Origin of the sequence: Paracoccus sp. TOH (assembly GCF_030388245.1) — a bacterium.
Lineage (GTDB): Bacteria > Pseudomonadota > Alphaproteobacteria > Rhodobacterales > Rhodobacteraceae > Paracoccus > Paracoccus simplex.
Map to the genome: position 1 here is coordinate 504,586 of NZ_CP098360.1, position 24,510 is coordinate 529,095.

Below are 24,510 nucleotides of genomic sequence, written 5' to 3' on the forward strand. Positions count from 1 at the left end.
CCCTGCGTCAAGAAAGAAGAAAAACGATCTCCTCAGCCCCGGCTCAACAGCCAGAAACGCTCAGAATCGCGCATGGCGGCCAAACGGCCTGCCGCAGCCGCCTCGGCCTCCTCGTCACGGCCCCAGCGTTCCGCCTGAAATTCCTCGTCAATTCGGGACAGCGCATGGGCGGTTCCGGCATCGACCCGGCCGCGGATCACCGCCAGCCCCAGGATCAGCGAGCCGGGCAAAGTCACCAGATCGTGCAGCGCCGTCAGCCCGAAAGGATCCAGCGCCGCGACCTGTGCGCGCAGTTTCAGCAGCACGGCCGGATCCTGCGGCACCGGAATGACCCCATGGGTGATGCGCAGCGGCGCCCGAAGCTCGGTCGCCGCCCAGTCGATCAGCGGATCCCAGCCCTCGGCCTGGGCGCGCACCAGCGCCTCGGGCGCATCGGCGCGATAGGACAGCAGGTCGGTGCCGCCGTAATCGGCCAGCATCCCGACCACCTCGGCGCATTGCGGCATCACCTTCTCGATGGCGGAATTGGCGGCGCGGGTCAGCGGCATGCGGTTCGGGTCGATGACCTGCTGCTGCGCGTCCCATTCCGCGGCGATGGCCGCCGCCAGCGCCTGGGTCGGCAGGATCAGCGGGCTTTTGCCCGGCGTGCGCAGCGGCCGTTCGTCCAGCACCACCTCCCAGCCGCCGCCGGCCGGCCGGGTCGAGGCGGTTGCCCAGAAGCGTCGCGCCTGCCACTCACTCATCGGCCCACTCCTTCAGGGCGCCGGTCAGCGCCGGGTAATCGGGCGCGACCAGCCGTGCCCCGGCGGCCTGCAGTTCGGCAGCCGGGCAGAAGCCCCAGCCGACGCCGAAGCCGGCCACGCCCGCGGACCGCGCCATTTCCATGTCGAAGGTGGAATCGCCCACCATCACCGCCCGCGCGGCCGGCACGCCGGTTTCCGCCAGCGCGCTATGCAGCATCGCCGGATGCGGCTTCGAGGGATGGCCGTCCGCCGATTGCCGGGTGGTGAAGCGGCCGGTCAGCCCATGAGCGTCCAAAATCGCCGCCAACCCCCGCGCCGGCTTGCCGGTGGCGATGCCCAGCACCACCCGGTCCAGCGAGGCCAGCGCCTCAAGGCAGTCCAGCGCGCCGGGATAAAGCGGCGGCAGCGCGCCGGCCGCGCGCGCGGCGATGAAGGATTCGCGATAGCCGGCCACCACGCGCTGCTGCAGGTCGGCCGCGACCTCGGGCAGCAGCCGCTCGACCGCGACCGGCAGCGACAGGCCGACGATGGACAGGATGCGGGCGGGTTCCAGCTCGGGCAGGCCGGCGGCGCTCATGCCGCGGTTCATCGCCTGGGTGATTTCCTGCTGGCTGTCGACCAGCGTGCCGTCGATGTCGAAGATGACCAGTTTCATGCTGTCTCGGCGAAAGGGTCTTCGGGCACGTCGGTTTCCGACCAGCCCAGCGTCTTCCAGGTGCGCGCCATATGCTCGGGCAAGGGCGCGGTGACGGTAATCAGCTTCTTGGTGATCGGATGCTCGAAGCGGATCATGCGGGCGTGCAGATGCAGCTTGCGGCTGATCTCTCCGCCCAGCTGGGCACCCCAGCCGTCGCCCAGGTTCTCCTGCCCCGAGCCGCCATATTTGCCGTCGCCGACAATGGGGTGGCCGATCTCGGCCATATGGGCGCGCAGCTGATGGGTGCGGCCGGTCACCGGGACCATGGCCACCCAGGAGACCCGGCCGCCAAGCGCGGACAGCACGGCGTAATCGGTATGGGCGCGCTTGGCGCCCTCGGTCGCCGCGACGTCCGAGGGATGCACGGCCATCATCTTCTCGCCCTCGCCGCCCCGGCCGCGGCCAGGCGCCTTGACCAGCCCGTATTTGATCGAGCCCATGCGCGGATGCGGCACGCCGGCCACCGCGGCCCAATAGATCTTGCGGGTCAGCCGGTGGCGGAACGCCTCGGACAGCGCCCGGGCGATGCGGTCGGTGCGCGCCAGCAGCAGCACGCCCGACGTGTCCTTGTCCAGCCGGTGCACCAGCTTCGGCCGGTCCTTGTAGCCGAACATCAAGGCCTCGGTCAGCCCGTCGACATGCCGGTCGCCCTGCCCCGAGCCGCCCTGCGAGGGCAGGCCCGGCGGCTTGTTCAGCGCGATGATATGCTCGTCGCGCCACAGCACGCAGGACTGGATCATCTCGGCATCGGACTGCTTGACGCGCGGCTTCGCCGCCGGCGCGGGGGCGGCGCCCTCGGGCAGCGGCGGCACCCGCACCTCTTGTCCGGCCTCGATGCGGGTATTGGCCTTGACCCGGCCGCCCTCGACGCGCAGCTGGCCGGTACGGCACATCTTTTCCACCGCGCCCTGCGTGAGCTGCGGGAACCGCTTCTTCAGCCAGCGGTCGATGCGCTGATCGCCCTCGTCCGCGCCGATGCGGATGGTCTGCACGTTGCTCATGCGAAGATCCCCCGGCCGATGGCCAGCCCGGCGGTGACCGCCGCCAGCGACAACAGCACCGAGCCCAGCACATAGCCGAGCGCGGTGGCGGCGGCGCCGCGTTCCCACAGCGTCATGGTGTCCAGCGCGAAGGCGGAAAAGGTGGTGAAACCGCCCAGCATCCCGGTCAGCAGCAAGGGCGCCAGATGCTGGCCGCCCTTATGCGCCAGCAAGGCGGCCAGCAGCCCCATCGCCAGGCAGCCGGCGACGTTCACGCTCAGCGTGCCCAGGGGGAAGCCGGGGGTCAGCCGGCCAGCCAGGATATTGACCCCGTGGCGCGCCGCGGACCCCAGGGCCCCACCCAGCGCGACCTGAAGAAAGGTGTGTTTCATGCTTTGTCCTCTGCCCGCCGCTTCTGGCGCAGCCCGGCGAACCATTCAACGCGCTTTTTCAGATCGCGCTCGAATCCGCGCTCGACCGGCAGATACAGCACCGGCCGTTTCATCCCGTCCGGAAAGTAGTTCTGGCCCGAGAAGGCGTCCTCGGCATCGTGGTCATAGGCATAGCCCGCGCCATAGCCCTGGTCCTTCATCAGCGCGGTCGGCGCGTTCAGGATATGCGCCGGCGGCATCTGGCTGCCCGATTGCCGCGCCAGCGCCCGCGCGCCCTTGTAGGCGACATAGCCGGCGTTGGATTTCGGCGCCAAGGCCAGATAGATCACCGCCTGCGCCAGCGCCAGCTCGCCCTCGGGACTGCCCAGGCGTTCGTAAAGCGCCCAGGCGTCCAGGCAATGGCGCTGCGCCGCCGGATCGGCCAGGCCGATATCCTCGACCGCCATGCGGGTGATGCGGCGCGCGAGATAGCGCGGATCCTCGCCCCCCTCCAGCATGCGGGCGAACCAGTAAAGCGCGGCGTCGGGGTCGCTGCCGCGCACGGATTTGTGCAGGGCCGAGATCAGGTTGTAATGCTCGTCGCCGGACTTGTCGTATTTCGCCGCGCGCCGCATCAGCCGCTGCGCCAACTGGTCGATGTCGAGCTTGCCGGTCACCTTCCAGGCCATGATCTGCTCGATCAGGTTCAGCGCGGCGCGGCCATCGCCATCGGCCATCTCCAGCAGCCGGTCGCGGGCCTCGGCGGTCAGCGGCAGCGGACGGCCCAGCTCTTGCTCGGCGCGCTGCGCGAGGCGCTCCAGATCGGCGAGGCTCAGGCGCTCCAGCACGATGACCTGGGCCCGCGACAGCAGCGCGGCGTTCAGCTCGAAACTGGGATTCTCGGTGGTGGCACCGACCAGGGTGATGGTGCCGTCCTCCATATGCGGCAGGAAGCTGTCCTGCTGCGCCTTGTTGAAGCGGTGGATCTCGTCGACGAACAGCAGCGTGCCGCGCCCCTGCTGGCGGCGCAGCCGGGCGGCGTCGAAGACCTTGCGCAGTTCCGGCACCCCGGAAAAGATCGCCGAGATCTGCACGAAGGCCAGGTCCGTCTGCTGCGCCAGAAGCCGGGCGATGGTGGTCTTGCCGACCCCGGGCGGTCCCCAGAGGATCAGCGAGGACAGGCTGCCGGCGCCAAGCATGGCGCCAAGCGGGCCGTCGGGGCCAAGCACCTTGTCCTGGCCAACGACATCGGACAGCCGCGCCGGACGGATCCGGTCGGCCAGGGGGCGCGCTGCGCTGCGCGCGGGTTCGCCCGAGGCGGGCTCTGTGTCGAATAGGTCTGCCATGCGGGCGGCATGTTACGTCGCCCGCATCACCGGCGAAAGGCCCTCGATCCGGCGTGACGCATCAGTGCATCTTGGCCGCCAGATTGATCGAGACGCATTGGAAATAGCCGTCGTCGATCCAGACCACCGGGCCCAGGGCCTGCGCGTCCAGGCCGCAGGGCACCAGCCAGCGCGGCCAGGTCGAGGCGACCAGGCAGACCAGCCGCGAGGCGCCAAGCTCGCGGGCGGAATTGGTCATCTCCTGCACCAGGTTGATATGCACCCGGCGGCGTTCCCGCTGCGGGATGGTGTGATCGACGAACAGCCGGCTGGCTTCCCAGGTCCCCGATTCGACCGGCGCCGGACCGTCCAGCAGGTTCTGCGGGATCGAGCCGCCCAGAAGGTCAAGCTGGGCGTCGCGGATCATGTAGGAATACATGCCGCAGCGCGCCGTGGTGGGCGTCAGCCGCACGCCGGCAAGAACGCGGCCGGTTTCGTGGATCGCCACCCAGCGGCTCATGGGCGTGTCGTACTGGTCGAACTCCATGTCGTCGGTCTGGGGCAGGTTCCAGCGTTTCTGGACGATGAAGCTTTGCTTGCGGGCGCGGAAGATGTTCGCGAACAGTTCGCCGTGATTGTGCAGGTTGGCGAAGGAAAGTGTGGTGGTCTGCATTGGTCTTCTCCTGGGGTTTGTGGTGGTGGTGGCCCCCAGGTGTAAACCGCAACGGTGGACGGACCGTTTATAGCAAGCGGTAATCCTTGGCCCGTTGCAGCGCCTCGGCAGTCGTGCGCGCCATCAGCCTTTCGCGCGCCGAAATGAGACGAGCCTTGAATGCGCTTTCCGTAATACCAAGTTTGGCAGCCGCCGCTGCATGACGATCCCCCTCTGCGATACACCGAAGGGCCTCTTGCTGAGCCTTCGTCAGGCTCTCCGGCGGCTCTGTGATATCGTGAAGCCGTCGTACCATTGTCGAGATCGTTTCGATCTCGTCATCCGTGAATTCCCGTTTGTCATGGGCAAAGCAGCAAATCGTGCGCGACTTGATCGGGCCATGCGCCACCGCCAGCCCGTAGCGCAGCCCATGATCCGCGGCGTCCTGAAGAATCGAAAACGGGTCCGGGATGGGCAGCACGCTCCACCGGCAGGTTCCGGTGGTCGAGAAGCCCCAGGCGATGGTGGGATCGCGCAGGGCATAGGCCCGCTCGGAATAGCGCTGCGCCCAGTCCTTGTTATAGGTCTGGAACTGCATCAGCGGTGCAGCGAAGCGAATATGCAGCCCGATGAAATAACCCGCCGGGGCGAGTTTTTTCAGCTTGGCTAGTGCTGCGTTGATTTCCGCGCGAGATGACATGACTTTTTGGACAGATTGCGTTTTCTTGGGTTACCACGAAAAATGGCATGGTTCGCAATGTATTCAAGCAATACCGTGCTTGCGAGTGCCGTTTTTCGCAGTGCCGCAGGGTCAACCTGTCGGCATGTCAACCCATAGCCGCGACCAGCCATCAAAGGCAAGCGTCGCGCTGCCGCAGCAATTCCCGTTTGTTTTCCGACAGCCCCGCACCACCCCAGGCTGCGATTCGTGCCGCAGCGCAGGATTTCCGCCTGCGCGAGGATTTGCGCGGCTGTTGCAAAAAGCCCGCAGCCAGGATTTGGCTGCGGGCTTGAACGGTCTCTTAACCCTAAGAAAGGGCTAAATTTCTTACGATTCGTCGGCAGCCGATTCGGCTTCCAGGCGGGCGCGGTCAGCGGCGCCCTTGGCATCGGCGTCGCGGTCGACCAGTTCGATGATCGCCATCGGCGCCATGTCGCCATAGCGGAAGCCGGCCTTCAGGATGCGGACATAGCCGCCCTGACGGTCCTTGTAGCGGGCGCCGAGCACGTCGAACAGCTTGGCGACATGCTGGTCCTGCTTCAGCTGCGCATCGGCCTGACGGCGGGCGTGCAGGTCGCCGCGCTTCGCCAGCGTGATCAGCTTCTCGACGATCGGGCGCAATTCCTTGGCTTTCGGCAGCGTGGTCTTGATCTGCTCGTGCTCGATCAGCGAGCCGGCCATGTTGGCGAACAGCGCCTTGCGGTGTTCGTGGGTGCGGTTCAGACGGCGGTAGCCGCGGGCGTGACGCATGATGTTTCTCCTATGACGTCTTTTGCTTTGTCCGGCGGCCCATGCGTGCGGGCCGCTCTCCTTGGGGCAGGATTGCCCAGATTTCCGGGGGCGCGCATCGCGTACACCGTGTGTACACAGGCCGTGCACCGGGCGTATGACGCCCCCGGTATTGGCTTAGAACTGGTCGTCGAAACGCTTGGCCAGATCCTCGATGTTCTCCGGCGGCCAGTCCACGACATCCATGCCGAGATGCAGGCCCATGCCCGAGAGCACTTCCTTGATCTCGTTCAGCGACTTGCGGCCGAAGTTCGGGGTGCGCAGCATCTCGGCTTCGGTCTTCTGGATCAGGTCGCCGATATAGACGATGTTGTCGTTCTTGAGGCAGTTCGCCGAACGCACCGACAGTTCCAGCTCGTCGACCTTCTTCAGCAGGCGCGGGTCGAATTCCAGCCCGTCCTCGGCATCCGAGCGGGTGGCGGTTTCCGGCTCGTCGAAGTTCACGAACACCGAAAGCTGGTCCTGGATGATGCGCGCGGCATAGGCCACGGCGTCTTCCGGGGTCAGCGAACCGTCGGTCTCGACCTTCATCGTCAGCTTGTCATAGTCCAGCACCTGGCCCTCGCGGGTCGGCTGCACCTCGTAGCTGACGCGCTTGACCGGCGAGAAGATGGCGTCGATCGGGATCAGGCCGATGGGCGCGTCCTCGGGACGGTTCTTGTCGGCGGCGACGTAGCCCTTGCCGTTGGCGACGGTCAGCTCCATGTGCAGCTCGGCGCCGTCGTCCAGGTGGCAGATCACATGGTCGCGGTTCAGGATGGTGATGCCGGCCGATTCCTGGATGTCGCCGGCCTTGACCTCGCCCGGGCCCTTGGCCGAGAGCGCCAGGCGCTTGGGCGCGTCGACGTCCATCTTCAGCGTCACGCCCTTGAGGTTCAGGACGATGTCGGTCACGTCCTCGCGCACGCCGGGGACGGACGAGAATTCGTGCAGCACGTTGTCGATCTGCACCGAGGTGATCGCCGCGCCCTGCAGCGAGGACAGCAGCACCCGGCGCAGGGCGTTGCCCAGCGTCAGGCCGAAGCCCCGCTCGAGCGGTTCCGCGACCACGGTGGCCACGCGGGACGAATCGGCACCCGGCTTGATTTCAAGCTGGGTGGGCTTGATGAGTTCGGCCCAGTTCTTGTGGATCATGCGTTTGCCTCCATACCTGTTCCCGAGCCCATGACCGTGGCCGGAAACGCCCGAGGTGAAATGCGTAAAGCGCGCCCCGCACGGGACAACCCCGCGCGGAACGCGTCAAAATCCCAAAGGATCAGACCCGGCGGCGCTTCGGCGGGCGGCAGCCGTTATGCGCGATCGGGGTCACGTCACGGATGGCCGTGATGTTGAAGCCGACCGCGGCCAGGGCGCGCAGCGCCGATTCGCGGCCCGAGCCGGGGCCCTGCACTTCGACTTCCAGCGTGCGGACGCCGTGTTCCTGCGCCTTCTTGCCGGCGTCTTCGGCAGCCATCTGGGCGGCATAGGGGGTCGACTTGCGCGACCCCTTGAAGCCCATGGTGCCGGCCGACGACCAGGAGATCGCGTTGCCCTGCACATCCGAGATCAGGATCTTGGTGTTGTTGAAGGACGAGTTCACATGCGCCACGCCAGTGGCGATGTTCTTGCGTTCCTTGCGCTTGATGCGGGTTTTATCGCGTGCCATGTCCGTTCCCCCTTATTTCTTCTTGCCGGCGATGGGCTTCGCCGGGCCCTTGCGGGTGCGGGCATTGGTGTGGGTGCGCTGGCCGCGGACCGGCAGGCCGCGACGGTGGCGCAGGCCCCGGTAGGAACCCAGATCCATCAGGCGCTTGATGTTCATCTGCGTCTCGCGGCGCAGGTCGCCCTCGACGGTGTAGTTGGCGTCGATGTATTCGCGGATCTTCAGAACTTCGGCATCCGACAGCTCGTTGACGCGGCGCGTCGGCTCGATGCCGACGGCGGTCACGATCTCGCCGGCGAATTTCGAGCCGATCCCGTGGATATAGGTCAGTGCGATCGGGACGCGTTTCCCGGTCGGAATGTTGACGCCAGCAATACGAGCCACGCGTTTTTCCTTTTCATGTTGCGGTTCCGTAGCACCGGAACCTTTTTTCACAACCAAAGACCCGAAAGCCATGCCTTCGGGCCTTGAATCGACACCCGGGGTCGGGTGATTCTCTTTCGAGATGTTGCGAATTACGGGATTCGCGGGCCAAGGTCAACCCTAGGTCGGAATGCGGTCCAGAACCTTGGCGACCGCGGCGGCGACCGCGTCGATCTCGGCCAGGCCGTCCACCGGATGCAGGTTGCCCTTGACGTAGTAGTAGCCGATCAGCGGCGAGGTCTTCTTGTAATATTCCATCAGCCGGGTCTTGAGGCTGTCCGCATTGTCGTCGGCGCGGCGGCGCAGGTCGGTCGAGCCGCAGACGTCGCATGTGCCCGGCTTTTTCGTCGGTTTGGTCTGATCGTGATAGACCTCGCCGCAATTGCCGCAGGTGAAGCGGCCCGAGATGCGCGCGACCAGCGCCGCGTCATCCACCCGCATCTCGATCACCGCGTCGATGCGCTGGTCCATCTCGGCCATCAGCGCCTGCAGCGCGTCGGCCTGGGCCAGGGTGCGCGGGAAACCGTCGAAGATGAAGCCCTTGCCACCCTGCCCCAGCTTTTCGCGGATCAGGCCGATGACGATCTCATCCGTGACCAGCTCGCCGCGGTCCATGACCTCGGCCACGCGCTTGCCCATCTCGGTGCCCGAGCTGCGGGCCTCGCGCAGCATGTCGCCGGTGGAGAGCTGGACCAGGCCCCGCTCGTCGATCAGGCGCCGGGCCTGGGTGCCTTTGCCGGCGCCGGGCGGGCCCAGCAGAATGATGTTGATCGCCATGTAGTCGTCCCTCTCCTACCCTTATGATGGGCCTTGCCCCTAGCGCCGCGCCGGGGCCTTGCGGGGCTTGGCCGCCCCGGTCTTGCCGCGCTTGCCGCGCAGCTGCGACTTCTCGATCAAACCTTCGTATTGATGCGCGAGCAAGTGGCTTTGCACCTGGTTGATCGTATCCATCACCACGCTGACCACGATCAGCACCGAGGTGCCGCCGAAATAGAACGGGATCGCCAGCTGGTCGCGGATGATCTCGGGCAGCAGGCAGACGAAGGCCAGATAGGCCGAGCCGATCACCAGCACCCGGGTCACCACATAGGTCAGGTAATCCTCGGTGCGCTTGCCGGGGCGGATGCCGGGGATGAAGCCGCCCTGGTTCTTCAGGTTCTCGGCCACGTCCTCGGTCTTGAAGCTGACGTTGAAGGTGTAGAAATAGGTGAAGAACACGATCATCGCCGCGAAGAACAGCAGATAGAGCGGCTGGCCGGGACCGAAATAGGCCAGGACGGTGGACATCACCGGGCCGGTCTGGTTGCCCGAGAAGGTCGAGATCGTCACCGGCAACAGCAGCAGCGAGCTGGCGAAGATCGCCGGGATCACGCCGGCCGGGTTCACCTTGATCGGCAGGTGGCTGGACTGGCCGTCATAGATCTTCATCCCGACCTGGCGGCGCGGATACTGGATGTGGATCTTGCGCAGCGCCCGCTCCATGAACACCACGAAGCCGATCACCGCGGCGACCATGACGATCACCCCCAGGATCACCGGGGTCGAGATGGCGCCCGAGCGGCCCTGGGCCAGGAACTGCGCCAGATGGCCGGGAATCTCCGCCACGATGCCGACGAAGATGATCAGCGAGATGCCGTTGCCGATGCCGCGGGCGGTGATCTGCTCGCCCAGCCACATCAGGAACATGGTGCCGCCGACCAGGGTGATCACCACCGAGGCGCGGAAGAACATCCCCGGCTCATGCGCGAGGTTGCCGTGTTCCAGACTGACCGCCAGACCCCAGGCCTGGAACAGCGCCAGCGCCACGGTGCCGTAGCGGGTATACTGGTTGATCTTCTTGCGGCCGGTCTCGCCCTCTTTCTTGAGCTGTTCGAGCGCCGGGACCATCGAGGCCATCAGCTGCACGATGATCGAGGCCGAGATATAGGGCATGATCCCCAGCGCGAAGACGCCCATCCGCCCCAGCGCGCCGCCGGTGAACATCGACAGGATGCCGCCGATGCCGGACTGGGCCTGGTCCATGAAGTTGCGCAGGCTCGCGCCGTCGATGCCGGGCACCGGGATATAGGTGCCGAGGCGATAGATGATGAGAAGTCCGAGCGTGAACCAGATCCTCTGGCGAAGCTCGGTCGCCTTGCCAAGCGCGCCCCAGGAAAGGTTCGCGGCCATCTGTTCTGCGGCTGACGCCATTCTTGTGCCCCTTCATGGCAGCGCCGCCGGATCGTTTCCCGATCCCGCGGCGCCTGGAAAACTTGACAGCTATCTATGGGGCGCGGCCGCGCCCTTCAACAGCTTATTCGGCGGCAGCCGCGGCTTCCTTGGCCGGGCGGGTGACGGTGAGCTTGCCACCGGCCTTCTCGACCGCCTCGACGGCGGCTTGCGACGCACCGGCGACGGTCAGGGTCAGGGCGGCTTTCAGCTCGCCCTTGGCCAGCACGCGCACGCCGTCCAGCTTGCGGCGGATGACGCCGGCCGCAACCAGCGCGTCCTCGGTCACTTCGGCTTTCGCGTCGAGCTTGCCGGCATCGACGAAGGTCTGCAGCTGGCCCAGGTTCACCACCGCGAAGTCCAGGCGATTCGGCTTCGAGAAGCCGCGCTTGGGCAGCCGGCGGTAAAGCGGCATCTGGCCGCCTTCGTAGCCGTTCAGCGCCACGCCCGAACGCGAGGTCTGGCCCTTGATACCACGGCCGGCGGTCTTGCCCTTGCCCGAGCCGGGGCCGCGCGCGACGCGCTTCTTCTTGCGGTTCGCGCCGGGATTGTCGTGAAGTTCATGCAGTTTCATATCGCTTCTCCTTGGCCGGAAGCGCCCCATGAAGCGAAGGGGGCGGACACGGCATTTCTTGCTTGTTGAGTCGTCAGTGTCACGGGGAACACCGGCGGCTTCTACCGGCTGCGCCCGCTCGGGTCAAGCTGGCAGCGCCGGGGCGCGGCGGGCGCTCAGAATTCCAGCCAGCTGCCCAGCTTCAGCGCCAGTTCCCCCCCGCCGGTCAGCGGCGCGATCACCCCCAGCTCCAGCCTGGCCGGGCCGGCGAGGTCGCGCAGCGCCGAAACCGCCAGCCGGCCGGAAAAGCCGGTATCGTCGCGCTGCTCGAAGCGGAACTGCTGGATCAGCAGCAGATCGCCCCGCGCCTGCCAGCCCAGCGTCAGGTCCAGCTTGTGGGTGACCGCGGGGGTCAGATAGGTCGGATCCTCCCAGACCACGTTCGGCTCCTCGGGGTATTCCAGGGTCAGCGCCGCGAGCTTCGAGCGGCTTTCCACCGTCAGCCAGCCGCCGCCGGGAATGCGGCGCAGCAGCGGGATACTGTCGAACCCCCTGCCCCAGGCCGTGGCCAGCTGCCCCATCGGGTGATAGCGCCCGTCGCGCCGGATCGCCCCCAGACCCAGCGACATGGCCCAGCGGTTCGGCCCCTCGGCCCGGTCGAGCGCCCGCTGCCACCAAAGCAGGATCGTCCGCTCGCCCCGCGCATCGCCCAGCTCCAGCCCCAGCGTGTCGCGCCGGCCGAGCCCGTATTCGGCGTAAAGGCTGGCATAGCGGTTGCCGTCGCGGTCCTGCTCGGCCGAGACCGCGGCGAAGACGCGGCCGGGGTCGCGCGCCCATGGCCCGGCCAGAGCGGCCGGCACCGGCGGCAGCAGCAGCAGCAGCGCCGCCAGACAGCAGAGAATGCCCCGCATGTTCCGCCCCCGTCCCACGCGTCCCCATCGGCGCGAGGCTAGAGGCAAAGGGTTAGCGAATGGTTAACACGACAAGGAAAAACGCCCCGGATCTCTCCGGGGCGTTTCGAAATTCCGCGCGGCGGGCTGAAATCAGCCGCGCTCTTCGATGATGACCGCCAGATGCGGGATCTTGGCGACCATGCCGCGCACGGCCGGGGTGTCTTCCAGCTCGCGGGTGCGGTTCATCTTGTTCAGGCCCAGGCCCTTCAGCGTCTCGCGCTGGATGGCCGGGCGGCGGATCGGCGAGCCGATCTGCTTGACGACGATGGTTTTAGCCATTGCAGCCTCTCCTTACGCTTCGACCGCGGCGTCAGCCGGCTTGTCGGTGGACGGCAGGATCTCGGCCACCTTCTTGCCACGACGCTGGGCGACGTTGCGGGGCGAGGCTTCCTTCTTGAGGCCGTCGATGGTGGCGCGGATCATGTTGTAGGGGTTCTGCGAGCCCTGCGACTTCGCCACCACGTCCTGAACGCCCAGCATCTCGAACACGGCGCGCATCGGGCCGCCGGCGATGATGCCGGTCCCCGGGACGGCGGTGCGCATGATGACCTTGCCGGCGCCGTGCCGGCCCTCGATGTCATGATGCAGGGTGCGGCCGTCGCGCAGCGGCACGCGGATCAGGCCGCGCTTGGCCTGCTCGGTCGCCTTGCGGATCGCCTCGGGCACTTCTTTCGCCTTGCCCTTGCCGAAACCGACGCGGCCGCGCTGGTCGCCGACGACCACCAGGGCCGCGAAGCCGAAGCGCTTGCCGCCCTTGACGGTCTTCGAGACGCGGTTGATCGCGACCAGACGGTCGGCGAATTCCGGGGTTTCCTCGCGCTCTTCGCGGCGGCCCCGACGATGTTCACGTTCTGCCATGCAGGCATTCCTTGTAATCTGGCGCGCGATCCGCGCCGTTGAAACCAATCCTGGTGGGCGGCCGCGCGGGCGGCCAACCCCCGGATCATCGGGGCGGCACGCCCGTATCGGAAAGCGCCGCCCGCATCAGATCAGAACTTCAGACCGCCTTCGCGGGCTGCGTCGGCCAGAGCCTTGATCTTGCCGTGGAACAGGAAGCCGCCGCGGTCGAAGATCACCTCTTCGACGCCGGCCTGCTTCGCGCGCTCCGCAATGGCAGCGCCGATCTTGGCCGCGGCTTCCAGGTTGTTCTTGCCGACAACGCCCAGGTCCTTTTCCAGCGACGAGGCGGCGGCCAGGGTGACCCCCTTCACGTCGTCGATCACCTGGACGCTGATGTTCTTGGAAGAACGGTGAACGGACAGCCGCGGACGACCGTCCGAGATGGCCCGCAGTTTGTTCCGCACGCGCAGGCGGCGCTTCTGGAACAGCTCTCTCTTGTTCAGTGCCATTTTCGCGCCCCTTACTTCTTCTTGCCTTCCTTGCGGAAGACGACCTCACCCTTGTAGCGGATGCCCTTGCCCTTGTAGGGCTCGGGGCGACGCCACTCGCGGATGTTCGCGGCGACCTGGCCGACCAGCTGCTGGTCGATGCCCTCGACCACGATCTCGGTCTGCTTCGGCGCCGTGATGGTCACGCCTTCCGGCGTTTCGAAGTTCACGTCATGCGAATAGCCCAGGGCGAGCTTGAGGGTCTTGCCCTGCATCTGGGCGCGGTAGCCGACGCCCTGGATTTCCAGCTCTTTCTTGAAGCCTTCGCTGACGCCGACGGTCAGGTTCTCGACCATCGAGCGGGTCATGCCCCATTGCTGCCGGGCGCGCTTGGACTGGCCGCGCGGGGTCACCTTGACAGCACCCTCCTCGAGGCTCAGCGTCACGTCGTCGGTCGCGGTGAAGCTGCGGGCGCCTTTCGGGCCTTTCACTTCGATCGTCTGACCCTTGATCTCTGCGGTCACGCCCTTGGGGAGGGCGACCGGCTTTTTACCAATCCGAGACATCTCTGCCCTCCTTAGAACACGGTGCAGAGGACTTCGCCGCCAACATTGGCGTTGCGAGCCGCTGCGTCCGACATCACGCCTTTCGGCGTCGAGACGATGGAAACACCAAGACCGTTGCGGACCTGCGGGATTTCCTTGGCGCCGGCATAGACGCGGCGGCCGGGCTTGGACACGCGGGCCAGTTCGCGGATCACCGGAGTGCCTTCGAAATACTTCAGGCTGATTTCCAGTTCCTTGTGACCGGCCTCGGTGGTCACTTCTTCATAGCCGCGGATGTAGCCCTCGGCTTTCAGCACGTCCAGAACCCAAGCGCGCAGCTTGGAGCCCGGGGTGCGGACGGTCGATTTGCCGCGCATCTGAGCGTTGCGGATGCGGGTCAGCATATCGCCGAGCGGATCGTTCATCGACATATTGCCCCCTTACCAGCTCGATTTGACCATGCCGGGGATCTGACCGAACGAGCCGAGCTCGCGCAGCATGATCCGCGACAGTTTCAGTTTACGGTAATACGCATGCGGACGGCCGGTGAGCTGGCACCGGTTGTGCAGGCGCGTCGCCGAGGAGTTGCGCGGCAGTTCAGCCAGCTTCAGGCTGGCCTTGAAGCGCTCTTCCATCGGCAGGGACTGATCGTGGACGATCTCGTTCAGCGCGGCGCGCTTGGCGGCGTATTTCTGAACTAGACGCTCGCGCTTCTTCTCGCGCTCGACCATGGATTTCTTAGCCATATCTTCTTCCCTCCGCGATCAGCTGTTGAACGGCATGTTGAATGCCTTCAGCAGAGATTTCGCTTCCGCGTCGGTCTTCGCGGTGGTGCAGATGATGATGTCCATCCCCAGAACTTCGTCGACCTTGTCGAAGTTGATTTCCGGGAAAACGATGTGCTCCTTCAGGCCCATGGCATAGTTGCCGCGGCCGTCGAAAGCCGTGCCCTTGACGCCGCGGAAGTCGCGGACGCGCGGCAGCGCGATGGTGACCAGGCGGTCGAGGAATTCGTACATCCGGTCGCCGCGCAGCGTGACCTTGCAGCCCAGCGGCATTTCCTCGCGGACGCGGAAGCCGGCGATCGACTTCTTGGCCTTGGTGATCACCGCCTTCTGGCCGGCGATCAGCGACAGCTCCTCGGCGCCCTGCTTGACCTTCTTGGTGTCCTTGACCGCCTCGCCGACGCCCATGTTCAGGACGATCTTGTCCAGGCGCGGGATCTGCATGTCGTTCTTGTAGCCGAACTCTTCCTTCAGGGCAGCGCGGATGCTGTCCTTGTAGAGCGACTTCAGACGCGGGGTGTAATTGGCTTGGTCCAGCATCAGATCACGTCTCCCGTGGTCTTGGCGAAACGGACCTTCTGATCGCCTTCCACGCGGAAGCCGACGCGGGTCGCTTTGCCGTTCTTGTCCAGCAGCGCCAGGTTCGACAGGTCGATCGGCATGGCTTTCGCCACCCGGCCGCCCTGGGCGGTCTGGGTCTGGCGCTGGTGACGGATCGCGATGTTGACGCCGTCAACGACCGCCTTGTTCTCTTTCGGGAACACCGCGGTGATCTCGCCCTGCTTGCCCTTGTCCTTGCCGGCCAGCACGACGACCTTGTCGCCCTTTTTGAGCTTCGCAGCCATCACAGCACCTCCGGCGCAAGCGAGATGATCTTCATGAAGTTCTTGGCGCGCAGCTCGCGCACGACCGGCCCGAAGATACGGGTGCCGACCGGCTCGCCCTGGTTGTTCAGGATGACGGCGGCGTTGCGGTCGAAGCGGATCGAGGTGCCGTCCTCGCGCTTCACTTCTTTGGCGGTGCGCACGACGACGGCCTTGCGGACGTCACCTTTCTTCACGCGGCCGCGCGGGATGGCCTCCTTGACGGAGACGACGATGATGTCGCCCACCGACGCATAGCGACGGTGCGAACCACCCAGAACCTTGATGCACTGCACCCGGCGCGCGCCGGAGTTGTCAGCGACATCCAGATTGGTCTGCATCTGGATCATTTGGTTACTCCCGACCTTTGGGGACCGGCACGACCATGATCATGGGCCGGCCCCAGGGTATCGATTAAACTGGGCCTCAGGCCGAAGCCTCGGCGGCTTCGGTCAGCACGGTCCAGCGCTTGGTCTTCGAGATCGGCGCACATTCGACGATGCGAACGGTGTCGCCGACCTTGAACTGGTTCTGCGCGTCATGCGCGCGGTATTTCTTCGACGACCGCACGATCTTGTGCAGCAGCGGATGCTTGAAGCGACGCTCGACCAGGACGGTGACGGTCTGTTCGTTCTTGTCGCTGACGACCTTGCCTTGCAGGATGCGTTTGGGCATGGACCGGGCTCCTTAGTTCGACGCCGCGGCTTCCGCCGCTTTCTGGTTCAGAATGGTTTTCACACGGGCGACGTCACGACGGACGGCACGCATGCGGGCGGTCGATTCGAGCTGGCCGGTGGCCTGCTGGAAGCGCAGGTTGAACGCTTCCTTCTTCAGCGCGAGCAGCTGATCCTTCAGCTGGTCCGGCGTCTTGTCTTTCAGTTCCTGCGCCTTCATGCGCCTGTTCCTTTCAACATCACCGGAGAGCCCCTGCCATGCAGGGCCACCCTGATTCCGGTGGAGTTTCGTGATGAAGGCCTGCCCATACAGGCATCGCCGGTTCTTGGCAACCCCGATTGTCGGGCCAGGCCGAAAATGCGGCGCCCCGCCACTGTCGCGGCGGGGCGCCAAACTGCATGCGGTGGCGAATTACCAGTCTTCGCGCGCGACGATGCGGGTCAGCACCGGCAGCTTCTGCGCGCCCAGGCGCAGGGCTTCGCGGGCGATGACGTCGTTCACGCCGTCGATCTCGAACATGATCCGGCCGGGATGGACGCGGGCCGCCCAGTAATCGACCGAACCCTTGCCCTTACCCATCCGCACTTCGGTCGGTTTCGAGGAAACCGGCACGTCCGGGAAGATCCGGATCCAGACCCGGCCCTGACGCTTCATGTGGCGGGTGATCGCGCGGCGGGCCGCCTCGATCTGACGCGCGGTGACGCGCTCGGGCTCGATGGCTTTCAGCGCGTAGGAGCCGAAGTTCAGGTTGAACCCGCCCTTGGCCTCGCCGTGGATGCGGCCCTTGTGCTGTTTGCGGAACTTGGTCCGTTTCGGTTGCAGCATTGCTTCTTCTCCTTAGCGCGCGTCGCGGTCGCGATCACGGCGCGGACCGCGGGGCGACGGGCCGTCCTGCGCTTCGGTGGCGCGGCGGTCGCGGGCCTGCGGGTCGTGCTCCATGATCTCGCCCTTGAAGATCCAGACCTTCACGCCGATGATCCCGTAGGGGGTCGTGGCTTCCGACAGCGCATAGTCGATGTCGGCGCGCAGCGTATGCAGCGGCACCCGGCCCTCGCGGTACCATTCGGTGCGGGCGATCTCGGCGCCGCCCAGACGGCCGGCGACATTCACCCGGATCCCCAGCGCGCCCATGCGCATGGCGTTCTGCACCGCGCGCTTCATGGCGCGGCGGAACGACACCCGGCGCTCGAGCTGCTGGGAGATCGACTCGGCCACCAGCTGGGCGTCCAGCTCGGGGTTGCGGACCTCGACGATGTTGAGGTGCAGTTCCGAGCTGGTGAAGTTCGCCAGCTTCTTGCGCAGGGTTTCGATATCGGCGCCCTTTTTGCCGATGATGACACCCGGACGCGCAGCATAGATCGTGACGCGGCACTTCTTGTGCGGACGCTCGATGATGACGCGGCTGACGCCGGCCTGCTTGGCTTCCTTGTGGATAAAGTCGCGGATCTTCAGGTCTTCCAGCAACAGGTTGCCGTAGTCCTTGTCATCCGCATACCAGCGGCTGTCCCAGGTGCGGTTGACCTGGAGACGCATCCCGATGGGGTTTACCTTCTGACCCATTACGCGCGCTCCTCGACCTGACGCACCTTGATGGTGATTTCCGAAAACGGCTTCATGATCTTGCCGTAACGACCACGGGCGCGCGGACGGCCACGCTTCATGACCAGGTTCTTGCCGACCCAGGCCTCGGCGACGACCAGATTGTCGACATCGAGGTTATGGTTGTTCTCGGCATTGGCGATGGCCGATTGCAGGCACTTCTTCACGTCGCCGGCGATGCGCTTGTGCGAGAAGGTCAGGTCGGCCAGGGCCTTGTCCACCTTCTTGCCGCGGATCAGCGCCGCAACGAGGTTCAGCTTCTGCGGCGAGGTGCGAAGCATCTTGGTCTTCGCAAACGCCTCGTTCTCCGCCACGCGGCGCGGATTCTGTTCCTTACCCATGGGGATTACTTCCTTTTCGCTTTCTTGTCGGCGGCGTGACCGTAATAGGTCCGGGTCGGCGAATACTCACCGAACTTCTGGCCGATCATCTCCTCGGTCACGGCGACCGGGATGTGCTTGTGACCATTGTAGACGCCGAAGGTCAGGCCGACGAATTGCGGCAGAATGGTCGAACGACGCGACCAGATCTTGATGACATCCGACTTGCCGGCATCGCGGGCTTTTTCGGCCTTGCGAAGCACATAAGCGTCGACAAAGGGGCCCTTCCAGATAGAACGTGCCATGGATTAACGCCCCTTCTTCGCGTGACGCGACCGCAGGATATACTTGTCGGTCGATTTGTTCGAGCGGGTCTTGGTGCCCTTGGTGCCTTTGCCCCACGGAGTCACCGGGTGACGGCCGCCCGAGGTCCGGCCTTCACCACCACCATGCGGGTGGTCGATCGGGTTCATGGCGACGCCGCGCACGCTCGGGCGGATGCCCTTGTGGCGGTTGCGCCCGGCCTTGCCGAGGTTCTGGTTCGAATGGTCCGAGTTCGACACGGCGCCGATGGTCGCCATGCATTCCTGGCGCACCATGCGCAGCTCGCCCGAGCTGAGGCGGATCTGGGCATAGCCGCCGTCGCGGCCGACGAACTGGGCATAGGTGCCAGCCGAGCGGGCGATCTGGCCGCCCTTGCCGGGCTTCAGCTCGACGTTGTGGACGATGGTGCCGATCGGCATGCCGCTGAAGGGCATGGCGTTGCCGGGCTTCACGTCGACCTTGATGCCGGCGACGACCTTGTCACCCACGGCCAGACGCTGCGGGGCCAGGATATAGGCCTGCTCGCCGTCTTCGTATTTGATCAGCGCGATGAAGGCGGTGCGGTTGGGATCGTATTCGATCCGTTCGACCGTGGCCGAAACATCGAACTTCGTGCGTTTGAAATCGACGATGCGGTAGAGACGCTTCGCTCCGCCGCCCTTGCGGCGCATCGTGATCCGTCCGGTGTTGTTCCGGCCGCCGTTCTTGGTCAAACCCTCGGTGAGGGTTTTGACCGGGCGCCCTTTCCAAAGCTCCGAACGGTCGATCAGAACCAGCCCACGCTGGCCAGGCGTCGTCGGTTTATACGACTTGAGTGCCATGCTCTCTGTCTTCCGTTGCTTTGGACCGTGATTGGTCCGTTTCAGTCAAAAACTGACGGCCCCGCTGCCGGGGCCGTCGATTCGCGGTGTCTTATCAGAGGCCGGTCGAGACGTCGATGCTGTTGCCAGCTTCCAGCGTCACATAGGCCTTCTTCACGTCCGAGCGCACGCCGGGGCGGCCGCGGAAACGCTTGACCTTGCCCTTGGTGATGGTCGTGTTCACGGCCTTCACCTTGACGTTGAACAGGGCTTCGACGGCCTGCTTGATCGCCGGCTTGTTCGAATCCTTGGCCACCTGGAAGACATAGGCGTTGGCGTCGGACACCAGCGTCGCCTTCTCGGTGATCAGCGGCTTGACGATCACGTCGTAATGTTCGGGTTTCACGCTCATTTCAGGCGAGCCTCCAGAGCTTCGACACCGGCGCGCGTCAGCACGAGCGTGTCGCGACGCAGGATGTCATAGACGTTGGCACCGATCGAGGGCAGCACATCGACGCCTTCGAGGTTGCGGGCGGCGCGGGCGAAGTTCTCGTTCACTTCGGCGCCGTCGATGACCAGGACCCGCTTCCAGCCGTTTTCCTTGACCGCCTTGGCGACGGCCGCGGTCTTGGCTTCGGCGATGTTCAGGCTGTCCACGACCACCAGTTCACCCGCGGCGGCCTTGGCCGACAGGGCGTGCTTCAGGCCAAGCGCGCGGACCTTCTTGGGCAGATCGAAGGCGTGCGAGCGCGGGGTCGGACCCTTGTAGACGCCGCCGTGACGGAAGATCGGCGCCTTGCGCGACCCGTGGCGGGCGCCGCCGGTGCCCTTCTGGCGGTAGATCTTCTTGGTCGAGTAGCTGACATCCGACTTGCCCAGCACCGAATGGGTGCCCGCCTGCGCCTTCGCACGCTGCCAGCGCACGACGCGGTGCAGCAGGTCCGCACGCGGCTCGAGCCCGAAGATGTCATCGCTCAGGTCGATGTCACCGGCCTTGCCGGCGTCGAGCGTGATCACATCGAGTTTCATTTGCTTTCTCCTTCGGGCGCGGCGTTGTCGTCAGCGGCACCGTCAGCAGCCTTCTCGGCCTCGATCGAAGCCTGGGCCTCGGCCAGAGCAGCCTCTTGCGCAGCGGCTTCGGCCTCGGCCGCGGCCTTGCGGGCGGCTTCCTCCTCGGCGGCGGCGGCAGCGGCGGCCTCCTCGGCCAGACGCGCGGCTTCCTTGGCTTTCGCGCGGGTCGCGGCGGGGAAGATCGTGGCTTCGGCCAGCGGCTTCTTCACGGCGTCCTTGATGGTGACCCAGCCGCCCTTGGAGCCCGGCACCGAGCCCTTGACCATGATCAGGCCGCGCTCGGCATCGGTCTTGACGACCTGCAGGTTCTGGGTGGTGACGCGAACGGCACCGAGATGACCCGCCATCTTCTTGCCCTTGAACACCTTGCCCGGGTCCTGGCACTGGCCGGTCGAACCGTGCGAGCGGTGCGAGATCGACACGCCGTGCGAGGCACGCAGACCACCGAAGTTGTGGCGCTTCATCGCACCGGCAAAGCCCTTACCGATCGAGGTGCCGGCGATGTCGACATACTGACCCGCGAAGTAGTGGTCGGCGATGATCTCCTCGCCCACTTCGACCAGGTTTTCGGCGGCAACGCGGAATTCCGCGATCTTGCGCTTGGGGGCCACGTTCGCTTTCGCGAAATGGCCGCGCATGGCGCCGGTCACGCGCTTGGCTTTCGCCTCGCCCGCGCCGATCTGCAGCGCGACATAGCCGTCGGTTTCGACGGTGCGCTGAGCGATGACCTGCACGTTATCGACGTGCAGAACGGTAACGGGCACCTGACGCCCGTCTTCCAGGAACAGCCGGGTCATGCCCAGCTTCTTGGCGATTACACCAGTCCGCAGCATGGGGGCCTCCTTACACCTTGATTTCGACGTCAACGCCGGCGGCGAGGTCGAGCTTCATCAGGGCGTCGACGGTCTGCGGGGTCGGGTCGACGATGTCCAGCAGGCGCTTGTGCGTGCGGATTTCCCACTGGTCGCGGGATTTCTTGTCGATATGCGGACCGCGCAGAACGGTGAATTTCTCGATCTTGTTGGGCAGCGGAATCGGGCCGCGGACCTGCGCACCGGTGCGCTTGGCGGTATTGACGATTTCCTGCGTGCTGGCATCCAGGACGCGGTAATCGAACGCCTTCAACCGGATGCGGATATTCTGGCTTTGCATTCTCATCCCTCTTGCGGGGAGTTCCAGTTGAGAGGCTGACGACACACCACGCATCGCCAGCGTCGAACCGTATAAAATAAGAGCAGGCCGCCCTGTACATGGCGGCCCGGCCCGATGCAACCGATTCGTTCGGAAAGGAAGAATGCGGCGGCGATGCACCCGTCTAGCGGCTCGGCCGGACCTGGTCAAGGGCGGTGGGATCATGCAGCTACTGGTTGCGCGGCCACAGAGGCGCCGCTAGGTATCCACCAGACGAGCGCTGTTTGCCCGATCTGCGTAACGAGGAGCCTCTATGCATGCAAGTCTGAAACGTTTGATCCGGAGCACGCCCTTGATCTACAGGCTCGTCGGCTCGACCCGCCGGTTCCTGTCCAGAGAGCCGCTCCGCGCGCCGGTGATGAGCGCCGGCCAGCCTGTGGACTGGGCCCAGGCCCGGCCGGGCATTGCTGCTCCGTCAGGGCTCTGCTTTCGTGACATCCAAGTCGTCCCTTCGACGCGGCTCTACCACCGCGCGCTGATGTTCGACGGCGGGCCGGTCTGGCCAGCATTCGCAGACACGCCCATAGTCCGGCATAAACGGCATGGCGAACTCGTCGACGTGAACGCCAGTCCCGCCGCCACTGCCGGCCCGGTCCTGTTCGACGAAGCGGTCTGGGGAGGGCGCTGCTTCTTTCACTTCGGGCACCTGGTGGCCGAGCATATCAGCCGCCTGCCCGCCGGGCTTTACGGGCAGCCCCGGCTTCCCGTGCTGTTCTCGCTGCCGCCGGGCAAGACGGCCGCCGATGTGCCGGGCTTCTTCTGGTCGGTCACGGCGTGGCTGGGCCTGCCGCGCGACCGTATCCATTTCATCACCCGTCCGGGGATCGTCTCGCAATTGCACGTCTATCCGCAGGCGGAAACCCTCGGTCCGGACGCACCGCCTGATTGGTATATTCACCTGCTGGACGAACTATCGCAGCTGAATCGGCTTGAGCCGATCCAGAGCGAGGTGCTTTATGTCCATCGCCTGGGCGAAGCCCGGCGGGGCAATGGGTGCAACCCCGGCGAGTCGGCACTGGTCGCAGCGCTTGCCCGCGCCGGCGTCGCGATCATGGATCCCGGCAAGGAAAGCCTCGAGCGGCAGATGGCGTTCTATGCCGGAGCAAAGCTTTTGATCTTCGCCGAAGGGTCCGCCATGCACGGCCGCCAATTGCTGGGCCGGGTTGACCAGAAAATCCTGGTCCTGCGCCGGCGTCCACACAGCACGCTCGCCAGGGCGCATCTGATTGCACGCTGCCGTGAGCTGGAATATGCGCCCATCATCAAGGCGTTCGCTCAACCGCACAGGGCGGATGGCTCGCCGATCCCGGTCCGAGGCGTCGCATTCTACAACGTCGGGGCGCTGCATTCGATTCTGGCCAAGCACGGCATCGACATCAGGACGCATTGGCGACCGGCGGAGTATCGCGCCGCCGCCCTTGGCGATGCGCGCGCCTGGCTGCATGAAATCCAGTCCCGCCCCGAGGTCGACCGCAAAAGCACGATGCAGCATGTGCGGGTCGCGTTCCAAAGGGCCGATTTTTCCGAAGCGCTCAACGGCAAGAAGTAGCCACGCGGCGCGGTGACCCCGCCCCGGGTGGCTGTCGCTATCCCGCCAAAAGCAAAAGGCCGCCCCGGGGGCGGCCTTTCCGTCGTCGCGATATCCCGTCTCCGGGATCACCCGACGATGTCTTGCCCGGGCGGGGCCGAAACCCCGCCCCGCAGCATCACTTCAGGATCTTCGACACCACGCCGGCGCCGACCGTGCGGCCGCCCTCGCGGATCGCGAAGCGCAGCTTCTCTTCCATCGCGATCGGCGCGATCAGCTCCACCTCGAACTTCAGGTTGTCGCCCGGCATCACCATCTCGGTGCCTTCCGGCAGCTTCACCGTCCCGGTCACGTCCGTGGTCCGGAAGTAGAACTGCGGACGGTAGTTCGCGAAGAACGGCGTGTGACGGCCACCCTCTTCCTTGGTCAGGATATAGGCCTCGGCCTCGAACTCGGTATGCGGCTTCACCGAACCCGGCTTGCACAGCACCTGGCCGCGCTCGACGCCGTCGCGGTCGATGCCGCGCAGCAGCGCGCCGATGTTGTCGCCGGCTTCCCCGCGGTCCAGAAGCTTGCGGAACATCTCGACCCCGGTGCAGGTGGTCTTGCGGGTGTCGCGGATGCCGACGATCTCAAGCTCGTCGCCCACGTTCACCGCACCGCGCTCGACGCGGCCGGTCACAACCGTGCCGCGGCCCGAGATCGAGAACACGTCCTCGATCGGCATCAGGAACGGCTGGTCCACGGCGCGCTCGGGCGTCGGGATGTATTCGTCCACGGCGGCGATCAGCGCGCGGATCGAATCCTCGCCGATCTCCTTGTCGCGGCCTTCCAGGGCCGCCAGGGCCGAGCCCTTGATGATCGGAATGTCGTCGCCGGGATAGTCGTAGGACGACAGAAGCTCGCGCACTTCCATCTCGACCAGTTCCAGCAGTTCCGGATCGTCCACCTGGTCGACCTTGTTCAGGTAGACGACCATGTAGGGAATGCCGACCTGGCGGCCCAGCAGGATGTGCTCGCGCGTCTGCGGCATCGGGCCGTCGGCGGCGTTCACCACCAGGATGGCGCCGTCCATCTGCGCCGCGCCGGTGATCATGTTCTTCACGTAGTCGGCGTGGCCGGGGCAGTCAACGTGCGCATAGTGCCGGTTCTCGGACTCGTATTCCACATGCGCGGTCGAGATCGTGATGCCCCGCGCACGCTCCTCGGGGGCCCCGTCAATCTGGTCATAGGCCTTGAATTCACCGTAATATTTGGTGATCGCAGCCGTCAGCGTCGTCTTGCCGTGGTCAACGTGACCGATCGTCCCGATGTTGACGTGCGGTTTCGTCCGTTCAAACTTTGCCTTTGCCATGGGCATGGCTCCTTATGTTGACGGTGCGTGCAGGCACGCACCCTACGGGGTTGGTAGGGTGCGTGGTTGC

The 24,510-nt window shown here is 65.6% G+C and carries 37 protein-coding genes; 1 reads left to right on the forward strand and 36 read right to left on the reverse strand.

Going from position 1 to position 24,510, the window contains the following annotated elements:
- Positions 1–32: 32 nt before the first annotated feature.
- The 35 genes from NBE95_RS02385 to rpsJ all read right to left on the reverse strand — a co-directional run bounded on the left by NBE95_RS02385 (position 33) and on the right by rpsJ (position 21,519).
- Positions 33–743 (reverse strand): ATP12 family protein, encoded by a 711-nt coding sequence (locus NBE95_RS02385; RefSeq protein WP_289894299.1) that lies wholly within the window; start codon positions 741–743, stop codon positions 33–35.
- A complete protein-coding gene (locus tag NBE95_RS02390) occupies positions 736–1,398 on the reverse strand; it encodes an HAD-IA family hydrolase (protein ID WP_289894300.1) in 663 nt (220 codons plus the stop codon). The genes NBE95_RS02385 and NBE95_RS02390 overlap by 8 nt, the downstream gene beginning before the upstream one ends.
- On the reverse strand, positions 1,395–2,441 hold the full coding sequence (locus tag NBE95_RS02395) for an RluA family pseudouridine synthase (protein ID WP_289894301.1): 1,047 nt from the start codon (positions 2,439–2,441) through the stop codon (positions 1,395–1,397). The genes NBE95_RS02390 and NBE95_RS02395 overlap by 4 nt, the downstream gene beginning before the upstream one ends.
- Entirely contained in the window at positions 2,438–2,812 is a 375-nt protein-coding gene (gene crcB, locus NBE95_RS02400; protein WP_289894302.1) for a fluoride efflux transporter CrcB, read from the reverse strand. The genes NBE95_RS02395 and crcB overlap by 4 nt, the downstream gene beginning before the upstream one ends.
- Entirely contained in the window at positions 2,809–4,137 is a 1,329-nt protein-coding gene (locus NBE95_RS02405; RefSeq protein ID WP_289894304.1) for a replication-associated recombination protein A, read from the reverse strand. The genes crcB and NBE95_RS02405 overlap by 4 nt, the downstream gene beginning before the upstream one ends.
- Before the next feature lie 61 nt (positions 4,138–4,198).
- Positions 4,199–4,789 carry an acyl-homoserine-lactone synthase gene (locus NBE95_RS02410; RefSeq protein ID WP_289894305.1) on the reverse strand — a complete coding sequence of 197 codons (591 nt, stop codon included), beginning with the start codon at positions 4,787–4,789 and terminating at the stop codon, positions 4,199–4,201.
- Between the two features lie 67 nt (positions 4,790–4,856).
- A complete protein-coding gene (locus NBE95_RS02415; RefSeq protein WP_289894306.1) occupies positions 4,857–5,468 on the reverse strand; it encodes an autoinducer binding domain-containing protein in 612 nt (203 codons plus the stop codon).
- A gap of 348 nt (positions 5,469–5,816) precedes the next feature.
- The gene (gene rplQ, locus NBE95_RS02420) at positions 5,817–6,239 is read right to left on the reverse strand and encodes a 50S ribosomal protein L17 (protein WP_019352041.1); all 423 of its coding nucleotides are present in this window, start codon (positions 6,237–6,239) and stop codon (positions 5,817–5,819) included.
- Positions 6,240–6,395: 156 nt separating this feature from the next.
- A complete protein-coding gene (locus NBE95_RS02425) occupies positions 6,396–7,412 on the reverse strand; it encodes a DNA-directed RNA polymerase subunit alpha (RefSeq protein WP_289894307.1) in 1,017 nt (338 codons plus the stop codon).
- 121 nt (positions 7,413–7,533) lie between these two features.
- A complete protein-coding gene (gene rpsK, locus NBE95_RS02430; protein ID WP_011747123.1) occupies positions 7,534–7,923 on the reverse strand; it encodes a 30S ribosomal protein S11 in 390 nt (129 codons plus the stop codon).
- Between the two features lie 12 nt (positions 7,924–7,935).
- Entirely contained in the window at positions 7,936–8,304 is a 369-nt protein-coding gene (rpsM, locus tag NBE95_RS02435) for a 30S ribosomal protein S13 (RefSeq protein WP_289894308.1), read from the reverse strand.
- 159 nt (positions 8,305–8,463) lie between these two features.
- Positions 8,464–9,120, reverse strand: coding sequence for an adenylate kinase (locus tag NBE95_RS02440; RefSeq protein ID WP_289894309.1), 657 nt, complete (start codon positions 9,118–9,120; stop codon positions 8,464–8,466).
- A 39-nt stretch (positions 9,121–9,159) separates the two neighbouring features.
- Positions 9,160–10,533 carry a preprotein translocase subunit SecY gene (gene secY / locus NBE95_RS02445; protein WP_289894310.1) on the reverse strand — a complete coding sequence of 458 codons (1,374 nt, stop codon included), beginning with the start codon at positions 10,531–10,533 and terminating at the stop codon, positions 9,160–9,162.
- 103 nt (positions 10,534–10,636) lie between these two features.
- A complete protein-coding gene (rplO, locus tag NBE95_RS02450) occupies positions 10,637–11,125 on the reverse strand; it encodes a 50S ribosomal protein L15 (protein ID WP_289894311.1) in 489 nt (162 codons plus the stop codon).
- Positions 11,126–11,280: 155 nt separating this feature from the next.
- Positions 11,281–12,015 carry a hypothetical protein gene (locus NBE95_RS02455; RefSeq protein ID WP_289894312.1) on the reverse strand — a complete coding sequence of 245 codons (735 nt, stop codon included), beginning with the start codon at positions 12,013–12,015 and terminating at the stop codon, positions 11,281–11,283.
- A gap of 132 nt (positions 12,016–12,147) precedes the next feature.
- A complete protein-coding gene (gene rpmD, locus NBE95_RS02460) occupies positions 12,148–12,336 on the reverse strand; it encodes a 50S ribosomal protein L30 (RefSeq protein WP_011747117.1) in 189 nt (62 codons plus the stop codon).
- Positions 12,337–12,348: 12 nt separating this feature from the next.
- Entirely contained in the window at positions 12,349–12,915 is a 567-nt protein-coding gene (rpsE, locus tag NBE95_RS02465; protein WP_289894313.1) for a 30S ribosomal protein S5, read from the reverse strand.
- Between the two features lie 131 nt (positions 12,916–13,046).
- Positions 13,047–13,406, reverse strand: coding sequence for a 50S ribosomal protein L18 (rplR, locus tag NBE95_RS02470; protein WP_289894314.1), 360 nt, complete (start codon positions 13,404–13,406; stop codon positions 13,047–13,049).
- An 11-nt stretch (positions 13,407–13,417) separates the two neighbouring features.
- Positions 13,418–13,951, reverse strand: coding sequence for a 50S ribosomal protein L6 (rplF, locus tag NBE95_RS02475; protein ID WP_019351976.1), 534 nt, complete (start codon positions 13,949–13,951; stop codon positions 13,418–13,420).
- Between the two features lie 11 nt (positions 13,952–13,962).
- Positions 13,963–14,361 carry a 30S ribosomal protein S8 gene (gene rpsH / locus NBE95_RS02480; RefSeq protein ID WP_019351975.1) on the reverse strand — a complete coding sequence of 133 codons (399 nt, stop codon included), beginning with the start codon at positions 14,359–14,361 and terminating at the stop codon, positions 13,963–13,965.
- A gap of 9 nt (positions 14,362–14,370) precedes the next feature.
- Positions 14,371–14,676, reverse strand: a complete 306-nt coding sequence (rpsN, locus tag NBE95_RS02485) for a 30S ribosomal protein S14 (protein ID WP_019351974.1) — start codon at positions 14,674–14,676, stop codon at positions 14,371–14,373.
- Positions 14,677–14,694: 18 nt separating this feature from the next.
- Positions 14,695–15,255: a 50S ribosomal protein L5 gene (gene rplE / locus NBE95_RS02490; RefSeq protein WP_019351973.1), complete on the reverse strand. Its 561-nt coding sequence runs from the start codon at positions 15,253–15,255 to the stop codon at positions 14,695–14,697.
- Positions 15,255–15,560 (reverse strand): 50S ribosomal protein L24, encoded by a 306-nt coding sequence (gene rplX / locus NBE95_RS02495; RefSeq protein ID WP_017999565.1) that lies wholly within the window; start codon positions 15,558–15,560, stop codon positions 15,255–15,257. Before rplX ends, rplE begins: the two co-directional genes overlap by 1 nt.
- Complete coding sequence (gene rplN, locus NBE95_RS02500; protein ID WP_010400243.1) at positions 15,560–15,928, reverse strand: 50S ribosomal protein L14; 369 nt, start codon at positions 15,926–15,928, stop codon at positions 15,560–15,562. Before rplN ends, rplX begins: the two co-directional genes overlap by 1 nt.
- A gap of 76 nt (positions 15,929–16,004) precedes the next feature.
- A complete protein-coding gene (gene rpsQ, locus NBE95_RS02505) occupies positions 16,005–16,253 on the reverse strand; it encodes a 30S ribosomal protein S17 (protein ID WP_019352923.1) in 249 nt (82 codons plus the stop codon).
- Positions 16,254–16,265: 12 nt separating this feature from the next.
- The gene (rpmC, locus tag NBE95_RS02510; protein WP_019352924.1) at positions 16,266–16,472 is read right to left on the reverse strand and encodes a 50S ribosomal protein L29; all 207 of its coding nucleotides are present in this window, start codon (positions 16,470–16,472) and stop codon (positions 16,266–16,268) included.
- 192 nt (positions 16,473–16,664) lie between these two features.
- Positions 16,665–17,078: a 50S ribosomal protein L16 gene (gene rplP / locus NBE95_RS02515; RefSeq protein WP_036754161.1), complete on the reverse strand. Its 414-nt coding sequence runs from the start codon at positions 17,076–17,078 to the stop codon at positions 16,665–16,667.
- 12 nt (positions 17,079–17,090) lie between these two features.
- Positions 17,091–17,813: a 30S ribosomal protein S3 gene (rpsC, locus tag NBE95_RS02520; RefSeq protein ID WP_289894315.1), complete on the reverse strand. Its 723-nt coding sequence runs from the start codon at positions 17,811–17,813 to the stop codon at positions 17,091–17,093.
- The gene (rplV, locus tag NBE95_RS02525; protein WP_019351883.1) at positions 17,813–18,193 is read right to left on the reverse strand and encodes a 50S ribosomal protein L22; all 381 of its coding nucleotides are present in this window, start codon (positions 18,191–18,193) and stop codon (positions 17,813–17,815) included. Before rplV ends, rpsC begins: the two co-directional genes overlap by 1 nt.
- 5 nt (positions 18,194–18,198) lie before the next feature.
- On the reverse strand, positions 18,199–18,477 hold the full coding sequence (gene rpsS / locus NBE95_RS02530) for a 30S ribosomal protein S19 (RefSeq protein ID WP_019351882.1): 279 nt from the start codon (positions 18,475–18,477) through the stop codon (positions 18,199–18,201).
- 3 nt (positions 18,478–18,480) lie between these two features.
- Positions 18,481–19,317: a 50S ribosomal protein L2 gene (gene rplB / locus NBE95_RS02535; RefSeq protein ID WP_289894316.1), complete on the reverse strand. Its 837-nt coding sequence runs from the start codon at positions 19,315–19,317 to the stop codon at positions 18,481–18,483.
- Positions 19,318–19,411: 94 nt separating this feature from the next.
- On the reverse strand, positions 19,412–19,708 hold the full coding sequence (locus tag NBE95_RS02540; RefSeq protein WP_019351880.1) for a 50S ribosomal protein L23: 297 nt from the start codon (positions 19,706–19,708) through the stop codon (positions 19,412–19,414).
- Complete coding sequence (gene rplD, locus NBE95_RS02545; RefSeq protein ID WP_028713573.1) at positions 19,705–20,325, reverse strand: 50S ribosomal protein L4; 621 nt, start codon at positions 20,323–20,325, stop codon at positions 19,705–19,707. The genes NBE95_RS02540 and rplD overlap by 4 nt, the downstream gene beginning before the upstream one ends.
- Complete coding sequence (gene rplC, locus NBE95_RS02550) at positions 20,322–21,200, reverse strand: 50S ribosomal protein L3 (RefSeq protein ID WP_289894317.1); 879 nt, start codon at positions 21,198–21,200, stop codon at positions 20,322–20,324. Before rplC ends, rplD begins: the two co-directional genes overlap by 4 nt.
- A 10-nt stretch (positions 21,201–21,210) precedes the next feature.
- Positions 21,211–21,519 carry a 30S ribosomal protein S10 gene (gene rpsJ, locus NBE95_RS02555; protein WP_010400227.1) on the reverse strand — a complete coding sequence of 103 codons (309 nt, stop codon included), beginning with the start codon at positions 21,517–21,519 and terminating at the stop codon, positions 21,211–21,213.
- A gap of 292 nt (positions 21,520–21,811) precedes the next feature.
- Between rpsJ and NBE95_RS02560 the strand changes: the two genes are divergently transcribed.
- Positions 21,812–23,107: a glycosyltransferase family 61 protein gene (locus tag NBE95_RS02560; protein ID WP_289894318.1), complete on the forward strand. Its 1,296-nt coding sequence runs from the start codon at positions 21,812–21,814 to the stop codon at positions 23,105–23,107.
- Positions 23,108–23,264: 157 nt separating this feature from the next.
- On the opposite strand, the gene tuf is transcribed toward NBE95_RS02560, so the two are convergent.
- The gene (tuf, locus tag NBE95_RS02565) at positions 23,265–24,440 is read right to left on the reverse strand and encodes an elongation factor Tu (protein WP_289894319.1); all 1,176 of its coding nucleotides are present in this window, start codon (positions 24,438–24,440) and stop codon (positions 23,265–23,267) included.
- Positions 24,441–24,510 lie beyond the last annotated feature (70 nt).

Bases quoted from the DNA above. Each gene is read 5' to 3' on its own strand.
- NBE95_RS02385 (WP_289894299.1), bottom strand. From the start codon at position 743: ATGAGTGAGTGGCAGGCGCGACGCTTCTGGGCAACCGCCTCGACCCGG.
- NBE95_RS02390 (WP_289894300.1), bottom strand. From the start codon at position 1,398: ATGAAACTGGTCATCTTCGACATCGACGGCACGCTGGTCGACAGCCAG.
- NBE95_RS02395 (WP_289894301.1), bottom strand. From the start codon at position 2,441: ATGAGCAACGTGCAGACCATCCGCATCGGCGCGGACGAGGGCGATCAG.
- crcB (WP_289894302.1), bottom strand. From the start codon at position 2,812: ATGAAACACACCTTTCTTCAGGTCGCGCTGGGTGGGGCCCTGGGGTCC.
- NBE95_RS02405 (WP_289894304.1), bottom strand. From the start codon at position 4,137: ATGGCAGACCTATTCGACACAGAGCCCGCCTCGGGCGAACCCGCGCGC.
- NBE95_RS02410 (WP_289894305.1), bottom strand. From the start codon at position 4,789: ATGCAGACCACCACACTTTCCTTCGCCAACCTGCACAATCACGGCGAA.
- NBE95_RS02415 (WP_289894306.1), bottom strand. From the start codon at position 5,468: ATGTCATCTCGCGCGGAAATCAACGCAGCACTAGCCAAGCTGAAAAAA.
- rplQ (WP_019352041.1), bottom strand. From the start codon at position 6,239: ATGCGTCACGCCCGCGGCTACCGCCGTCTGAACCGCACCCACGAACAC.
- NBE95_RS02425 (WP_289894307.1), bottom strand. From the start codon at position 7,412: ATGATCCACAAGAACTGGGCCGAACTCATCAAGCCCACCCAGCTTGAA.
- rpsK (WP_011747123.1), bottom strand. From the start codon at position 7,923: ATGGCACGCGATAAAACCCGCATCAAGCGCAAGGAACGCAAGAACATC.
- NBE95_RS02440 (WP_289894309.1), bottom strand. From the start codon at position 9,120: ATGGCGATCAACATCATTCTGCTGGGCCCGCCCGGCGCCGGCAAAGGC.
- secY (WP_289894310.1), bottom strand. From the start codon at position 10,533: ATGGCGTCAGCCGCAGAACAGATGGCCGCGAACCTTTCCTGGGGCGCG.
- rplO (WP_289894311.1), bottom strand. From the start codon at position 11,125: ATGAAACTGCATGAACTTCACGACAATCCCGGCGCGAACCGCAAGAAG.
- NBE95_RS02455 (WP_289894312.1), bottom strand. From the start codon at position 12,015: ATGCGGGGCATTCTCTGCTGTCTGGCGGCGCTGCTGCTGCTGCTGCCG.
- rpmD (WP_011747117.1), bottom strand. From the start codon at position 12,336: ATGGCTAAAACCATCGTCGTCAAGCAGATCGGCTCGCCGATCCGCCGC.
- rpsE (WP_289894313.1), bottom strand. From the start codon at position 12,915: ATGGCAGAACGTGAACATCGTCGGGGCCGCCGCGAAGAGCGCGAGGAA.
- rplR (WP_289894314.1), bottom strand. From the start codon at position 13,406: ATGGCACTGAACAAGAGAGAGCTGTTCCAGAAGCGCCGCCTGCGCGTG.
- rplF (WP_019351976.1), bottom strand. From the start codon at position 13,951: ATGTCTCGGATTGGTAAAAAGCCGGTCGCCCTCCCCAAGGGCGTGACC.
- rpsH (WP_019351975.1), bottom strand. From the start codon at position 14,361: ATGTCGATGAACGATCCGCTCGGCGATATGCTGACCCGCATCCGCAAC.
- rpsN (WP_019351974.1), bottom strand. From the start codon at position 14,676: ATGGCTAAGAAATCCATGGTCGAGCGCGAGAAGAAGCGCGAGCGTCTA.
- rplE (WP_019351973.1), bottom strand. From the start codon at position 15,255: ATGCTGGACCAAGCCAATTACACCCCGCGTCTGAAGTCGCTCTACAAG.
- rplX (WP_017999565.1), bottom strand. From the start codon at position 15,560: ATGGCTGCGAAGCTCAAAAAGGGCGACAAGGTCGTCGTGCTGGCCGGC.
- rplN (WP_010400243.1), bottom strand. From the start codon at position 15,928: ATGATCCAGATGCAGACCAATCTGGATGTCGCTGACAACTCCGGCGCG.
- rpsQ (WP_019352923.1), bottom strand. From the start codon at position 16,253: ATGCCCAAACGCATCCTGCAAGGCAAGGTCGTCAGCGACAAGAACGAA.
- rpmC (WP_019352924.1), bottom strand. From the start codon at position 16,472: ATGAAGGCGCAGGAACTGAAAGACAAGACGCCGGACCAGCTGAAGGAT.
- rplP (WP_036754161.1), bottom strand. From the start codon at position 17,078: ATGCTGCAACCGAAACGGACCAAGTTCCGCAAACAGCACAAGGGCCGC.
- rpsC (WP_289894315.1), bottom strand. From the start codon at position 17,813: ATGGGTCAGAAGGTAAACCCCATCGGGATGCGTCTCCAGGTCAACCGC.
- rplV (WP_019351883.1), bottom strand. From the start codon at position 18,193: ATGGGTAAGGAACAGAATCCGCGCCGCGTGGCGGAGAACGAGGCGTTT.
- rpsS (WP_019351882.1), bottom strand. From the start codon at position 18,477: ATGGCACGTTCTATCTGGAAGGGCCCCTTTGTCGACGCTTATGTGCTT.
- rplB (WP_289894316.1), bottom strand. From the start codon at position 19,317: ATGGCACTCAAGTCGTATAAACCGACGACGCCTGGCCAGCGTGGGCTG.
- NBE95_RS02540 (WP_019351880.1), bottom strand. From the start codon at position 19,708: ATGAGCGTGAAACCCGAACATTACGACGTGATCGTCAAGCCGCTGATC.
- rplD (WP_028713573.1), bottom strand. From the start codon at position 20,325: ATGAAACTCGATGTGATCACGCTCGACGCCGGCAAGGCCGGTGACATC.
- rplC (WP_289894317.1), bottom strand. From the start codon at position 21,200: ATGCTGCGGACTGGTGTAATCGCCAAGAAGCTGGGCATGACCCGGCTG.
- rpsJ (WP_010400227.1), bottom strand. From the start codon at position 21,519: ATGCAAAGCCAGAATATCCGCATCCGGTTGAAGGCGTTCGATTACCGC.
- NBE95_RS02560 (WP_289894318.1), top strand. From the start codon at position 21,812: ATGCATGCAAGTCTGAAACGTTTGATCCGGAGCACGCCCTTGATCTAC.
- tuf (WP_289894319.1), bottom strand. From the start codon at position 24,440: ATGGCAAAGGCAAAGTTTGAACGGACGAAACCGCACGTCAACATCGGG.